The sequence below is a fragment of the Streptomyces sp. NPDC046915 genome, assembly GCF_040644935.1.
Classification (GTDB): Bacteria; Actinomycetota; Actinomycetes; order Streptomycetales; family Streptomycetaceae; genus Streptomyces.
Genome location: NZ_JBEYXB010000003.1, coordinates 652,380 through 666,423 on the forward strand (window position 1 = coordinate 652,380; position 14,044 = coordinate 666,423).

Below are 14,044 nucleotides of genomic sequence, written 5' to 3' on the forward strand. Positions count from 1 at the left end.
GAGCGTCGTGACAACGACCGTGGCTTCGAGCGCCGTGACGACGACCGTGGCGGGTTCCGCCGGGACGACCGTCCGGCCCGCCGTGACGAGCGTGGCGGCCACCGCGCCGGCGACCGCCCCTTCAACCGCGACCGCCGCGACGACCGTCCGGGCTTCCGCTCCGGCCACGACCGCCCGTTCGGCCGTCGTGACGACCACCGCGGCACCGGCGGCTCCTTCGGCCGCCGCGAGGACAAGCCCCGCTGGAAGCGCAACGGCTGACGCCGAGTGACATGAGGAAGGGCCCGTACGACTCCGGTCGTACGGGCCCTTCCTCATGAGGGCATCTTTTGGCCACACCGAGTCCTTGAGTGACGCATGTCACGCCTCCGGCGAGGGAATCGCTGGGGGCATGACAGATGACGCGACAGAGAGTGGGCTGTCGGACGAGGAACGGCTTGCCCAGCTCGGCTACACCCAGGTCCTCGCCCGCCGTATGTCGGCGTTCTCCAACTACGCCGTCTCCTTCACGATCATCTCGGTGCTGTCCGGCTGCCTGACCCTCTACCTCTTCGGGATGAACACCGGCGGCCCCGCGGTGATCACCTGGGGCTGGGTGGCGGTCGGCCTGATGACGCTGTTCGTCGGCCTGTCGATGGCCGAAATCTGCTCGGCGTATCCGACGTCCGCGGGCCTGTACTTCTGGGCGCACCGCCTGGCGCCGCCGCGTTCGGCCGCCGCCTGGGCCTGGTTCACCGGCTGGTTCAACGTGCTGGGCCAGGTGGCGGTGACGGCGGGAATCGACTTCGGCGCGGCGTCCTTCCTGGGCGCCTATCTGAACCTCCAGTTCGACTTCGTGGTCACCCCGGGCCGGACGGTCCTGCTCTTCGCCGGGATCCTGCTGCTGCACGGCCTGCTGAACACCTTCGGCGTCCGGATCGTCGCTTTCCTCAACAACGTCAGCGTGTGGTGGCACGTCCTCGGGGTGGCCGTCATCGTCGGCGCGCTGACCTTCGTACCGGACCACCACCAGTCGGCGTCCTTCGTGTTCACGAAGTTCGTCGACAACACCGGCTGGGGCAACGGCCCGTACGTGGTCCTCCTGGGACTCCTGATGGCCCAGTACACCTTCACCGGCTACGACGCCTCCGCCCATATGACGGAGGAGACCCACGACGCGGCGACGGCGGGTCCGAAGGGCATCGTCAGATCGATCTGGACGTCCTGGATAGCGGGCTTCGTCCTCCTGCTGGGCTTCACCTTCGCGATCCAGTCGTACGACAAGGAGCTCGCGTCCTCGACGGGCGCGCCCCCCGCCCAGATCCTCCTCGACGCGCTGGGCGCGACCTCCGGCAAGCTGTTGCTGCTGGTGGTGATCGGCGCCCAGCTGTTCTGCGGCATGGCGTCGGTGACGGCCAACAGCCGCATGATCTACGCCTTCTCCCGTGACGGCGCGCTGCCCTTCTCACACCTCTGGCACACCGTGAGCCCGCGCACCCGCACCCCCGTGGCGGCGGTCTGGTTGGCGACGGCCGGTGCCCTGGTCCTCGGCCTTCCCTACCTGATCAACAACACGGCGTACGCGGCCGTCACCTCGATCGCGGTGATCGGCCTCTACATCGCCTACGTCGTCCCCACCCTGCTGCGGGTCCGCAAGGGCGCCGCCTTCGAGCGGGGCCCCTGGCACCTGGGCCGCTGGTCGCAGCCGGTCGGGATCGTCTCGGTGGTGTGGGTCGGCGTGATCACGGTCCTCTTCATGCTCCCCCAGGTCTCCCCGGTCACCTGGACGAGCTTCAACTACGCCCCGGTCGCCGTCCTGGTCGTCCTCGGCTTCGCGGCGGCCTGGTGGCTGGCCTCGGCCCGCCACTGGTTCCTGAACGCCGACCACGAACGCAACCGGGCCCGCGAGGCATCCCGCGCGGGGGCGCCCGAACCGGTCGATCCCTGACGGTTCCGCCGCGTTTCACCGCCCGACGCGGCCGCGTCGCCGATACCCGATCGGCGACACGGCCTCGTCCGGCTATGCTCGGGGAGGCAACATCGCCTGGGCCCTTAGCTCAATTGGCAGAGCAGTGGACTTTTAATCCATTGGTTGTGGGTTCGAGTCCCACAGGGCCTACCGGTTGCAGGCGGAGGCTGACCCCTCCGACCTGCCGCGCAGCGCTCGATCCGGCTTCGGCCGGCTCGGGCGCTGCAATTGTGTTCGGCTCGGGACTTCCCGTCCTGGGTAGGTGTTTGCCTACCCCAGAAGTAGGTTCCGGCCCATGGCGCCTGCCTTCTCCCTCGCAGCAGCATGATCTCCAGGTCACAGCGTGTGGCCCGGATGACGAGGCGGGGGCTGAGATGTGGCCGATTCCGGTGGGCGGGGCACCCTGGCCGGCGGGCGTGCTCGTGGCGTTGACCGCGGTCTGCGCGGTGCTGGCCTTCAGGGCGGAGCAGGCGCGGGACCGGCCGGGGCGTACCGTGCGACCGGCTGGGCGCTTGGGCCGGCCGGTCGTGGCGGGGCTGGTGGGTGTGGCCGCGTACGGCAGTGTGCCGACCCTGCTGTTCGCCCTGCACAACTCCGCCGGATCGGGCGGCTACATCGTCACCGTGCCGGATCTGGAACCCGACGGGCTGCTCGCGGCGGCGCTGCTGATGGCCGGCCTGCTGGCCACCACGCTGCTCACCCCGGCGAGCGAGCCCAGGCGGTGGGTGCTGCCCGTGGTCGCGGCGGTGACCGGCGAACTGCTGGAATGGACGTACTGGCTCACGCATTCCGCTGCCGGCTATGGGCCGACACTGCTGAACGTCCTGGTGGGCTGCGTGAGCGTCCCGGTACTCGCCGCCCTCGCCGGTGCGGCTCTGTTCCGGCCGGCGAACGGCAGGTCCGTGCGGTCGGCCGGAGCCGGCGCGTCCAGGTCCGGGCGCTGGGCCCTGCTGCTGCCCGCCGTCGTGGTGATGACCGGTGACCTGCTCGGTCTCGATCTGTGGCGGTTCGCGTCACCGGGCACCGGGATCGGGCCGGCAGTGGTGGGTTACCTGGCGGGACTGGCGCTGCTGGCGGCCGTCGTGGCCGGGCTGGTGCGGTGGCCCGGGGTGGCGGCGAACCTGGCTGTCCTCGGGCTGGTGGGGATCGGGGCGTACGACGTCGCCCAGAGCGGGTTCGGACAACACCTGGTGGTGGTACGGAAGTTCGGCTCCCCGTCCGGGTCGGCGCCGACCCTCCCCCTGGAGATCGCCCACCATGCGTCGGTCCTCGGCGGCATCCAGGGGGCGGTGCTGCTGGCCCTCGGGCTGTGGCTGCTGCCGAGGACCGTGCTGGCGGATGCCGGGCGGGTGTTCGGGAAGGGGTCTGACCCGGCGCTGACCCGGCGGGTGCGGGAGCTGACCGAGACGCGGGCCGACGCGGTCAGTTCCGCGGCCGCGGAGCTGCGCAGGATCGAGCGGGACCTGCACGACGGCGCACAGGGACGGCTGGTCACCATCGGGATGAACCTCCGGGTCGCGGAGGAGATGATCCACAGCGATCCGCACGAGGCCGCCGCACTCGTCGTGGAGGCCCGCGTCGCCTCGGCGGCGGCACTGGAGGAACTGCGCGGCCTGATCAGGGGGATGCACCCGCCGATGCTGGCCGACCGGGGCCTCGGGGAGGCGGTCCGGGCCCTCGCACTCGACCTGCCCCTGCCGTGCGAGACCGAGATCGATCTGCCCGAACGGCTCGCCGCCCCGCTGGAGTCGGCCTGCTACTTCGCCGTCGCCGAGGTGGTCACCAACGCCGTCCGGCACGCCTCGGCGCACGGCCTCCAGATCCGCATGGCCCGGACGGACGGGCTGCTGCGCATCGAGGTGGTCGACGACGGGGTGGGCGGCGCGGATCCCACCAGGGGCACCGGGCTGGCCGGGGTGGAGCGACGGCTGGCGGCCTTCGACGGCATCCTGGCGGTCAGCAGCCCGCCCGGCGGGCCGACGATCGTGGTCATGGAGGTGCCGTGCGCGTAGTCGTCGCGGAAGATCTCTTCCTGCTCCGGGAGGGGCTGGTCAGGCTCCTCAAGGCACGTGGGTTCGAGATCGTGGCGGCCACCGACAGCGCGCCGGGCCTGCTCGACGCACTGCTGGAGTTCCGGCCGGACCTCGCGATCGTGGACATCAGGCTGCCGCCCACCCACACCGACGACGGACTCCGTGCGGCGCTGACCGCCCGGGAACGGATACCCGGGCTGCCGATCCTGCTGCTCTCGCAGTACGTCGAGCAGATCTACGCCCAGGAACTGCTGGCCGACCAGGCCGGCGGGGTCGGCTACCTGCTCAAGGACCGGGTGTTCAGCGACGACCAGTTCATCGATGTGATCCGTACGGTCGCCGCGGGCGGCACGGTCATGGACCCCGAAGTGGTCACCAAGCTGCTCGGCCGCCGCGGCCGCGGCGAACGCGAACCGCTCGCCAGGCTCACCGAGCGGGAACGCCAGGTGCTGGAGCTCATGGCCGAGGGACGCTCCAACAGCGCCATCGCGAACCGGCTCTTCATCAGCGAGAAGGCCGTGTCCAAGCACAGCACCAGCATCTTCACCAAGCTGGAGCTCGCCCCCTCCGACGACGACAACCGCCGCGTGCTGGCCGTGCTCGCCCACCTCATGTCCGTGCCGCCGCGTGACGGCCGCATTCCACCGAGCCACTAGGGAGGGTCCGTGGCAGCCGTACCGTTCATGAACCGGGAAGGAATGCCCCGCCGGCGCGTGCTCGCCGCCGCGCTGGCAGTCGGAGCCGCCGCTCCGATCGGCGCCGCACCCCAGGCACGGTCGGCTTCGACCGCCCCGGGCCCGGTGCGGCTCACCCTGCCCGCGCCCACCGGACCGTACCCGGTGGGCACGGTGCCCCTGCACCTCGTCGACACTTCACGTCCCGATCCCGTGGCCGGCCCCGGGCACCACCGGGAGTTGATGGCCGCCGTCTGGTACCCCGCCCGGGGCGTCGAACGGCGTCCGCGGGCCCCCTGGACGTCCCCGGCCGTGGCGCGGGCCCTGCTGACGTCGCTGGGCTTCCCGGCCGATGTCGCGGTGGCGCCGCTCACGGCCGGCCACGAGGGGGCACCGGTGCTGCGAACGGGCCGACGACTGCCCGTCGTCGTGTTCTCGCACGGCGCGCACGATCACCGGGCGGACACCACCATCGTGGTGCAGGAGCTCGCCGGCCACGGGTACGTGGTGGTCACGGTGGACCACACGTACGACGCGTTCAGCGCGTTCCCCGACGGCCGGCTCACGGTCCCGCTCGACCGACCCGCCCTGACCCCGCGGGACTTCGCCACCGACATCCGGTTCGTGCTCGACCGCGTCGAGGACCTCGCGGCCGGGCGCAATCCCGACGCCGGACACCGGCCGCCCCCGGCCGGCCTGCTCGGCGCCCCCGATCCGCGGCGCATCGGCATGTTCGGCTGGTCGAAGGGCGCGACGGCGACGGCCTGGGTGATGAGCGAGGACCGGCGCGTCCGGGCCGGGCTGAGTTTCGACGGACCGATGCAGCCGACGGTCACCACTGACCTGGACCGGCCGTTCATGCTGATGACCGCCGAGAACCCCAGAGCCACGCAGCCGAGCGTCGCCGAGTTCTGGTCCCAGCTGCGGGGATGGCGGCTCAACGTCCAGGCCGAGGGCGCGGTCCACTCGTCGTACTGCGACGGCCAGGTGTTGATCCCACAGCTGGCGCCGGCCGTCGGGATGAGCGACGCGGACCTTCAGGGCTGGATCGGCACTCTCGATCCCGGCCGGGCGGTGCGGATCCAGCAGGCGTACCCGCTCGCCTTCTTCGACCTGCACCTGCGGAACCGGGGGCGGGGGCATCTGCTCGACGGCCCGTGCCCGGCCTTCCCGGAGGTGAAGTTCATCCCGTGAAGCGGCGGACCACATCACTCCACCTGCGCGCCGCGCAGTCTTCAGGTCAGGCGTGTGCCAGGTCCAGCAGGACCTTGGAGGCGACGGTACGGTCGTGGGCGATGTCGAAGGCCGCCCGGGTGTCGGACAGCGCGAAGGTGTGCGTCACGACGGCGTCGACGGGCAGGCCGCCGGCCAACAGTCCGATGGCCTCGTCGAATTCGGTGTCGAAGCGGAAGGCGCCGCGCAGCTCCAGCTCACGGGTGACGGTGATGTTCCCCAGCAACGGCACCTCGCCGGGAGGCAGCAGCCCGAGGAGGACGACCGTGCCGCCCCGGCGGGTCCGCTCCACGCAGGTCCGCAGTCCCGCGGGCGCTCCGGAGGCTTCCACCGCGACGTCGAAGGACGTGTCCCAGGCGTCGTCCTCCGCGCCGACCTGGACGGTACCGGTGGCACCGCAGGCTTTCGCGATCCGCAGGGGCGTTTCCATCAGGTCGCTCACCACGATCCCGGCGGCACCCTCATGGCGCAGGACCGCGGTGACGAGGCAGCCGATCGGTCCGGCGCCGGTCACCAGGACACGCTTGCCGCGTACGTCGCCGGCGCGTCGTACCGCGTGCAGGGCCACGGACAGCGGCTCGGCCAACACCGCGCGCCGCAGGTCGAGGTGCGGCGGCAGGACGCGGATCTGGGCGTCCGGGACGGTGACGTGCTGGGCGAAGCCGCCCTGGACGTGCGGGGTGCGGGCGGCGCTGCCCAGGTAGCGCGTGCCGGCGCACACGTTGCGCCGTCCCGCGCCGCATTCGGCGCACTGGTCGCACGGGGTGGCCGGGTGGACCGCGACCGGGGTGCCGGCGGGCGGCCCGTCCGCACCCGGGCCGAGGGCGGACACATGGCCCACGATCTCGTGGCCCAGCACCATCGGCTCCCGCACGGTGAAGTCACCGACCCGGCCGTGGCGGTAGTAGTGCAGGTCGGATCCGCAGATGCCGCCGAAGGCGACGGCGACGGCCACCTCGCCGGGGCCGGGCGCGGACGGCGTGAACTCCTCCACGCGGAGGTCTCCTGCCGCGTGGATGACGCAGGCGTGCATGGTGGGGCTTCCTTCCGGGATCAGAGGGCTCCGGGGTCAGAGGGCTCCGAGGTCAGAGGACGGAGAGCATGCCACCGTCGACGTACAGGATCTGTCCGTTGACGAAGTCGGAGGCCGGGGACACGAGGAAGACCAGGGCGCCGATGAGGTCCTCGACCCTGCCCCAGCGGCCGGAGGGGGTGCGTCGGCGCACCCAGGCGCTGAACTCCTCGTCGGCGACCAGGGCCGAGGTCAGCTCCGTGTCGAAGTAGCCGGGGCCGATGCCGTTGACCTGGATGCCCAGGGGGCCGAGGTCCGCGCACATGCCCTTGGTGAGCATCTTCAGGCCGCCCTTGGTGGCCGCGTACGGCGCGATGCCGGGCCGGGCCACCTCGCTCTGCAACGAGCAGATGTTCACGATCTTGCCGTGGCCGCGCGCGGCCATGCGCCGGGCGACCTCACGGCCGACGAGGAAGGCGCTGGTGAGGTTGGTGTCGAGCAGTGCGTGCCAGTCCTCGTCGGAGAACTCCAGCAGCGGTCTGCGGTGCTGTGCCCCCGTGTTGTTGACGAGGATGGAGAGCGCGCCCGCCGCCTCCTCGGCGCGGGCGACGCCCGCGGTGACCGCCGCCGGGTCCGTGACGTCGAAGGCAGCGGCGTGGACCCGGTCGCCGTGCACGGCGGCGAGTTCGGCGCGTGTCTTCTCCAGCGCGTCGGCGTCCCGGCCGTTGAGGACGACCGTGCAGCCGGCGTCCAGCAGCCCTGCCGCCAGTGCCTTGCCGATGCCGCGGCTGGAGCCGGTCACCAGGGCGGCCCTGCCCGTGATGTCGAAGGACGGGTGGCTCATGCGGGCACCCCACCGGGAACCGCGGGTGTGCCGGGCAGCGGCGTGCGGGCGGGGCGGCCCGCCAGGACGTCGAGGATGTTGTCGACGGCCAGGTCCACCATCGCGGCGCGGGTGGCCGCGGTGGCCGACCCGATGTGCGGGAGAGTGATCACGTTCGGCTCGGCGACGAGCGGGGAGAGGTCCGCTCCCATCGGTTCCCGCTCGAAGACGTCGAGGCCGGCCGAGTGCAGGGCGCCCCGCCGGACCGCCTCGAGCAGGGCCGCCTCGTCGATCACGCCGCCGCGCGAGGTGCTGACGAGGGTCGCCGACGGCTTCATGGCGGCGAGTTCGCGGTGGGAGATCAGGTGCCGTGTCTCGGCGGTGAGCGGTACGTGCAGCGACACGATGTCCGACTCGGCCAGCAGCGTCTGGAGACCGACCCGTGTCGAGACGGCGTCGTCGGCCGCGTACGGGTCGTGGTGGATCACACGCATGCCGAAGTCCTGGGCCCGCCGGGCCACCGCACGCCCGATCTGCCCGTAGCCGACGAGGCCGAGGGTGGCCCCGTGGACGTCGAGACCCAGGTGGTCGCCCATCCGGAACTGGTCCCAGGCGCCGCGGGCCAGGCTCGCGGCGGCGGCGCCGAGGCGTCGGCGGGCCGCGAGGATCAGGGCGAAGGTGAGGTCGGCGGTGGTCTCCGCCAGGACTCCGGGTGTGTGGGTGACGACGACGCCGCGCTCGGCGGCGGCAGCCCGGTCCACGTTGTCGAAGCCCATGCTCGCCAGCGCGATCACCCGCAGGGACGGGCCGGCGGCGGCCATCAGCGCGGCGTCCACCGCGTCGTTGCCCAGGGCGAGGATGCCGGTGCTGCCGGGGGCGAGGGCGGCGAGATCCCCGGGGCTGGGCTTGTCGGCGCCCGCCCAGGACACCACCTCCGCCTTCTCGGCAAGCCGCCGCAACCCGGAACCCGGCAGGTCCTTCCGGGTGCTGAGCAAGCGAATCGTCATCTGTTTTCTCCAGTAACAGGACAGGTGTATTTCCGGCATCGGTGCCGGAAATTACCCTGTCGGCCGGCCGCAGTTACCTCACGCTAGCCACGGCTCGTACCGGCAACAAATACCAATCCGGTGTGACGCTATTGCTCTTTCTTATCGCTGCTCGGACAGTCGTGAAAGGCCCGTACCAGTTCGAGGAAGACGTTGTGCACGGCCAGCGCCGGTTCGGACAGCGGCTGGTTGTCGGAAGTGACCATGGAAAGCTTCACCTGGATGACCGGGTCCACGATGCGGCGCACGCTCAGGGAGCGCACGTCGAGGATCGCGCGCGCCGCGGAGCCGGGCAGGACCGTGGCGCCGAGCCCGTCCTCCACGGCGTTGACCAGAGTGAGCGCGGACTCGACCTCGCCCACCACGTCCGGTTCCAGCGAGGCATGCTGGAACGCGGCGTCCACCACCTGCCGCACGGTGTGGATCCGGCTGGGCAGCAGCAGCGGCACCCGCTCCAGTTCCCGCAGGCTCACCTCGTCCTCGCGCGGGTCCCGCGTCCCGTCCGGGGCGCCGATCAGGAACAGGTCCTCGGTGCGCAGGTGCTCGAACTGCACGCCGCGCAGCGGTCCCGCACCGTAGATGAACGCCATGTCCATCCGGCCCGTCATGATGGCCTCGCTGATCACCCCGCCGAAGTTCTCGTTGACGTGCAGCAGGATCTCGGGGTACCGCTCGCGCACCCTCTTGAGCAGCGGAAGGGCGAGCGCCGCGCCCAGGCTGTAGGGGGCGAGGCCCACCGAGACACTGCCGGCGGGCGCGCGCCCCGACACCCGGACCGCCGCGTGGGCGAGGTCGACCTGCCTCAGGATCAGCTGGGCGTGGCGGTACAGGGCCCGGCCGGCCTCGGTCGGTGCGACGCCGCGTTTGCTGCGGATCACCAACTGCTGCCCGAACTGCGCCTCCAGGGCGGACAACTGCTGGCTCAGTGCCGGCTGGGCGATGTGCAGGATGTCGGCCGCGCGCGTGATGCTCCCCGCGTCAATGATCTTGATGAACGAGTAGAGACGCCTGGTGTCCACGAGGGGCCTTCCGTCGAGCGGAGTCACATCGTAGGAAGCCCGCGGGGTGGAGCCCAGCCCCAGGACGGCGCGGACGTGGGCGGCGTCATACGAATCCGCGATAACGCCAAACCGAACAGGTATTGGCGGCCCGGTGAGGATTGGATTAAGTTGACCGGAACATCGTCCGAGGAACTGCCCGAAGCCGCCCTTCCCGTCGAATTCGAATTATCGATTCGAATCGTCGACCGGAATGTGCGCCGACGCCACGAATCCATTTCTTCCCGGAGGACGCCTTGATCCATATGGTCGATCTCGTCGCCGATCTCGGCGAGGGCTTCGGGGCCTACACGATGGGCGATGACGAAGCCCTTCTGGAATTGCTCACCTCCGCCAATGTCGCCTGCGGCTTCCACGCCGGCGACCCGCGCATCATGGACGCCACCGTCCGCGCCTGCGTGGCGAACGGCGTGAGCGTCGGCGCCCACCCCAGCTTCCCGGACCTGGTCGGCTTCGGCCGGCGCGCCATGGACCTGACCCCCGAGGAAGTACGCACCGACGTGCTGTACCAGGTCGGCGCCCTCCAGGCGTTCGCCCACGCCCACGGCACCCGTGTGCGGCACGTCGCACCGCACGGCCGGCTGGGCAACCTGGTCGCCGTCCGCGCCGACTACGCGACCGCGGTCGTGGAGGCCGTGGCCTCGCTGGACGACTCCCTGATCGTGCTCGCCCAGGACGGCGAACTCGCCGACGCCGCCCGCACCCGCGGTCTGCGGGTCGCCATCGTCGGGATCGCCGACCGGGCCTACCGGGACGACGGCACCCTCGTGCCCCGCTCCGAACCCGGCGCCGTGATCCACGACGCGGACGAGATCGCCCGCCGCACCCTGCGCATGGTCACCGAGGGCGTCATCAGCAGCGTCGGCGGCAAGGACATACCGGTCGCCTGCGACACGGTGCTGCTGCACGGAGACACCCCCGGCGCCCTCGCGCTGGCCGGACGGATCCGGTCCGAACTCCTCGCCGCGGACGTGCGCATCACCGGCCTCGACGAGGTGTTGAGCGGCGAAGAGCGCCAGAGGCCGCTGACATGAACGCCAACGTCGTGATCTCGGACTGCGGTGACTCCGCGCTGATCGCCAAGGCGGCCGGCCTGGGCACCGAGGAGGCCTGGCAGCTCGTCCACGCCCTGGCGGACGCACTCGACTCCCTCCACATCCCGGGCATCCAGGACGTCGTGCCCACCTACGACACCCTGCTCGTGGAATTCGACTGCGCGGGCACCGACCACGACACCGTACGCGCCATCCTCTGGCACGAGGCCGCGCGGTTCGCCTCGACGGCCCCCCGCTCCCGGGCATCCCGACGATTCGTCGTGCCCGTCGTCTACGGCGGGGAACACGGTCCCGACCTGCCCGAGGTCGCAGCCCAGCTCGGCCTCACCGAGAGCGAGGTCGTCGCTCTGCACAGCGGATCCGACCTCACCGTCCGCTGCCTCGGCGCCCCCGCCGGCGCGCCCATGATGGACGGCCCGCCCTTCCCCGCGCCCGTGCCGCGCCTGGCCTCGCCCCGTGTCCGGGTCGACCCCGGCTGCGTGGCCGTCGCCGGCCGCCAGGCAGTGATCTGCCCCATGCCCTCGCCCGGTGGCTGGCCGCTCCTCGGCCGCACCCCGGTCCGCGTGCTCGACCCGCACGGCGACCCGCTCACCGCCTACCTCCCCGGCGACACCTTCCGGTTCGTCCCCATCACCCCCGACGAGTGGGACGCCCATGCCGGCACCCCCTTGGGGGCCTGCCATGGCTGAGACCCTCACCATCCGCACCCCCGGCCTCACCACCGTGCAGGACCTCGGCCGCACCGGACGCTCCCGCTACGGCCTGCCCGCCAACGGGGCCTGCGACCAGCACTCGGCGCGTGTCGCCAACGTGCTGTGCGGCAACGACGAACGGGCACCGCTGCTGGAGCTCACCGCGCTGGACTTCGCGTGCACCCCGTCCAGCGACATCCTCGTCGCCGTGACCGGAGCGCCCGCCGACGTCACCGTGGGCGGCGTGCCCGCACCGCAGTGGCAACCCGTCCCCGTACGGGCGGGCGACACGATCCGGGTGGGCGACATCCGCGAAGGGCTGCGCGTCTACCTCGCCGTCCTCGGCTCCTTCGAGGCCGACTACCTCCAGGGCAGCTGTGCCCCGGACACCGTCCTCGGCTTCGGGACCGGTCTGGCCGCCGGAACCGAACTGGTCCTGCGCACGGCCTGCCCGCCCCTCGCCCACCCGTTCTCCGGCATCCCGCTGTTCCGACTGCACCCACCCGTCCCGCGTCACTCCGCACCGTGGACGATCGACGTCACCGACGGCCCCGACCGGGCCGACTTCGGCGACACCGCGGCCCGCCTGTACACGGCACCGTTCACCGTCACTGCGCGCAGCAACCACATCGGCCTCCGTCTGGAGGGCCGCGTACCGCGCCGCATCACCCAGGGCGAGATCCTCTCCCGCGGCGTACCCGTCGGAGCCGTCGAGGTGCCGGCCGGGGACGAACTCCTCGTGCTGCACCGCGGGCGCGGCGTCACGGCCGGCTATCCCGTCCTCGCCGTCGTCACCGCCACCGGGCTCTGCGCGCTCGGGCAGGTCAGACCCGGGCAGACCGTCCGCTTCCGCCACCGCACCCTCGACCAGGCGGTCACCGCCCACCGGGCGCAGCGGGGTGCCGTCGAGGCCCTCAAAGAGCGCGTCCGCACCGCGTTCGACACCCTGCACATCCCCGTTCCTGCCCCCGTCCCCCTCCCCATCCCTGTGCCCGTCCCCATCCCCGTCCCCGTCGGCGGCTGACCGCTGTCCCGGTCAGCCGCCCCCCTCGACCACCCCACACCTGGCCGAGAGCACCCCATCCCCGATTGCTCCCTCCCCGCTTGCTCCGAGACAGGAGAAGTCATGAGCACCGTGGCCGCTCAGCCGGTACCCAACACCGTCGACCCCAGAACAGCCCGCAAGATCACGCTCGCCGGATGCATCGGCATCTTCGCCGAGCTCTACGACAACGGCATCTTCGGCTTCATGGCCGGCACGCTCGCCGCCGTCTTCTTCCCCGGCTCCCGCGACGCCGTCCAGCTCGTCTTCCTCGGTTACGCCGTCTCCTTCTTCTTCCGCCCCCTCGGCGGCGTCATCTGCGGCCACCTCGGCGACCGCATCGGCCGCCGGCGCATGCTCGTCTTCGTCATCCTGCTGATCAGCGCCGCGACCGCGGCCATCGGCGTGCTGCCGTCCTACGCGGCCATCGGCGTCGCCGCCCCGGTGACGCTGATCCTGCTGCGCATCGCCCAGGGCTTCTCCGTCGGCGGCGAGGCGTCCGGCGCGATGAGCTTCCTCGCCGAGCACGCCCCGGAGGGCAAGCGCGGCCTGTACACCAGCTACGCGCAGATCGCGTCCTTCCTCTCCCTGCTCACCGGCACCCTGATCGCAGCGGCCATGACCAGCGGACTCGGCGCCGACCGCATGGAGTCCTGGGGCTGGCGCATCCCGTTCCTGCTCGCCGTGCCGCTCGGCATCACCGGCATCTACATCCGCAGGCGCATCAGCGACACGCCCAACTTCACGCGCCTGCGCGAGGAGAACGGCCTGTCCAGGAACCCCCTGAAGGAGGCGTTCTCCTCCGCCGAACACCGCCGGGCCATGCTGCTCGCCCTGTTCATCCCGCTGATGAACGGCTCCGGCTACTACGTCCTGTTCACCTACATGCCCACCTTCATGAGCACCGAGCTGCACTTCGGCAAGGTCCAGGGCCTCCTCGTCACCGCCTCCAGCCTGGTGGCGATCTGCCTGGCCATCCCGTACATGGGCCGGCTGTCCGACCGGATCGGCCGCAAGAAGGTCATCGCCGGCTCCGCGATCGCCATGGCCGTCGTCGGAATCCCCTGTTACCTGCTGATAGGCACCGGCAACGTCGTCCTGGCCATCGTCGGCGCGTGTGTCATGGCCGTCGTCTTCGCGGGCCACACCGGCGTGATCCACGTCCTCCTGGTCGAGCTCTTCCCCACCCGGCTGCGTTACTCCGCCTACGGCCTGGGCTACAACATCTCCTCGGCCCTCTTCGGCGGCACCGCCCCGCTCCTCATGACGTGGCTCATCGCCACCACCGGCAATGTGAACATGCCGGCCTTCTACGCGGTCCTCACCGCCCTCGGCACCCTCGCCGCGGTCTCGGTGGTCAAGGACCGGGCGCACCTCCCGCTGCGCGACGCCTGACCGGCAGCACCCCACCCCACCCCACCCTCAAGG

At 71.5% G+C, this 14,044-nt stretch carries 12 protein-coding genes, 1 tRNA gene and 1 pseudogene; 10 read left to right on the forward strand and 4 right to left on the reverse strand.

Going from position 1 to position 14,044, the window contains the following annotated elements; all coding sequences use genetic code 11:
* The 6 genes and pseudogenes from ABZ915_RS11210 to ABZ915_RS11235 form a co-directional block, all read left to right on the forward strand.
* A pseudogene (locus ABZ915_RS11210) lies at positions 1-261 on the forward strand (RNA helicase); the annotation flags it as partial.
* Positions 262-391: 130 nt separating this feature from the next.
* On the forward strand, positions 392-1,927 hold the full coding sequence (locus tag ABZ915_RS11215) for an amino acid permease (protein WP_361799321.1): 1,536 nt from the start codon (positions 392-394) through the stop codon (positions 1,925-1,927).
* Positions 1,928-2,025: 98 nt separating this feature from the next.
* A tRNA-Lys gene (locus tag ABZ915_RS11220) sits at positions 2,026-2,098 on the forward strand.
* A gap of 224 nt (positions 2,099-2,322) precedes the next feature.
* On the forward strand, positions 2,323-3,960 hold the full coding sequence (locus ABZ915_RS11225; protein ID WP_361799324.1) for a histidine kinase: 1,638 nt from the start codon (positions 2,323-2,325) through the stop codon (positions 3,958-3,960).
* A complete protein-coding gene (locus tag ABZ915_RS11230; protein WP_361799327.1) occupies positions 3,951-4,637 on the forward strand; it encodes a response regulator transcription factor in 687 nt (228 codons plus the stop codon). Before ABZ915_RS11225 ends, ABZ915_RS11230 begins: the two co-directional genes overlap by 10 nt.
* 9 nt (positions 4,638-4,646) lie before the next feature.
* Positions 4,647-5,849, forward strand: coding sequence for an acetylhydrolase (locus ABZ915_RS11235; protein ID WP_361799330.1), 1,203 nt, complete (start codon positions 4,647-4,649; stop codon positions 5,847-5,849).
* A 46-nt stretch (positions 5,850-5,895) separates the two neighbouring features.
* Here the strand turns inward: ABZ915_RS11235 and ABZ915_RS11240 are convergent, their stop codons facing one another.
* The 4 genes from ABZ915_RS11240 to nac form a co-directional block, all read right to left on the reverse strand.
* Complete coding sequence (locus ABZ915_RS11240) at positions 5,896-6,921, reverse strand: L-idonate 5-dehydrogenase (protein WP_361799333.1); 1,026 nt, start codon at positions 6,919-6,921, stop codon at positions 5,896-5,898.
* Between the two features lie 52 nt (positions 6,922-6,973).
* Complete coding sequence (locus ABZ915_RS11245; RefSeq protein WP_361799336.1) at positions 6,974-7,744, reverse strand: SDR family oxidoreductase; 771 nt, start codon at positions 7,742-7,744, stop codon at positions 6,974-6,976.
* A complete protein-coding gene (locus ABZ915_RS11250) occupies positions 7,741-8,730 on the reverse strand; it encodes a D-glycerate dehydrogenase (protein ID WP_361799339.1) in 990 nt (329 codons plus the stop codon). The genes ABZ915_RS11245 and ABZ915_RS11250 overlap by 4 nt, the downstream gene beginning before the upstream one ends.
* Positions 8,731-8,858: 128 nt before the next feature.
* A complete protein-coding gene (gene nac / locus ABZ915_RS11255; RefSeq protein WP_361799342.1) occupies positions 8,859-9,788 on the reverse strand; it encodes a nitrogen assimilation transcriptional regulator NAC in 930 nt (309 codons plus the stop codon).
* Positions 9,789-10,072: 284 nt separating this feature from the next.
* Here nac and ABZ915_RS11260 point away from each other — a divergent pair, with 284 nt between their 5' ends.
* From ABZ915_RS11260 to ABZ915_RS11275, 4 genes are all read left to right on the forward strand, one after another.
* The gene (locus ABZ915_RS11260; RefSeq protein WP_361799345.1) at positions 10,073-10,861 is read left to right on the forward strand and encodes a 5-oxoprolinase subunit PxpA; all 789 of its coding nucleotides are present in this window, start codon (positions 10,073-10,075) and stop codon (positions 10,859-10,861) included.
* Positions 10,858-11,571 carry an allophanate hydrolase subunit 1 gene (locus ABZ915_RS11265; protein WP_361799348.1) on the forward strand — a complete coding sequence of 238 codons (714 nt, stop codon included), beginning with the start codon at positions 10,858-10,860 and terminating at the stop codon, positions 11,569-11,571. The genes ABZ915_RS11260 and ABZ915_RS11265 overlap by 4 nt, the downstream gene beginning before the upstream one ends.
* Complete coding sequence (locus ABZ915_RS11270) at positions 11,564-12,598, forward strand: allophanate hydrolase (RefSeq protein ID WP_361799351.1); 1,035 nt, start codon at positions 11,564-11,566, stop codon at positions 12,596-12,598. The genes ABZ915_RS11265 and ABZ915_RS11270 overlap by 8 nt, the downstream gene beginning before the upstream one ends.
* Positions 12,599-12,700: 102 nt before the next feature.
* Positions 12,701-14,011 carry an MFS transporter gene (locus ABZ915_RS11275; protein WP_361799354.1) on the forward strand — a complete coding sequence of 437 codons (1,311 nt, stop codon included), beginning with the start codon at positions 12,701-12,703 and terminating at the stop codon, positions 14,009-14,011.
* Positions 14,012-14,044 lie beyond the last annotated feature (33 nt).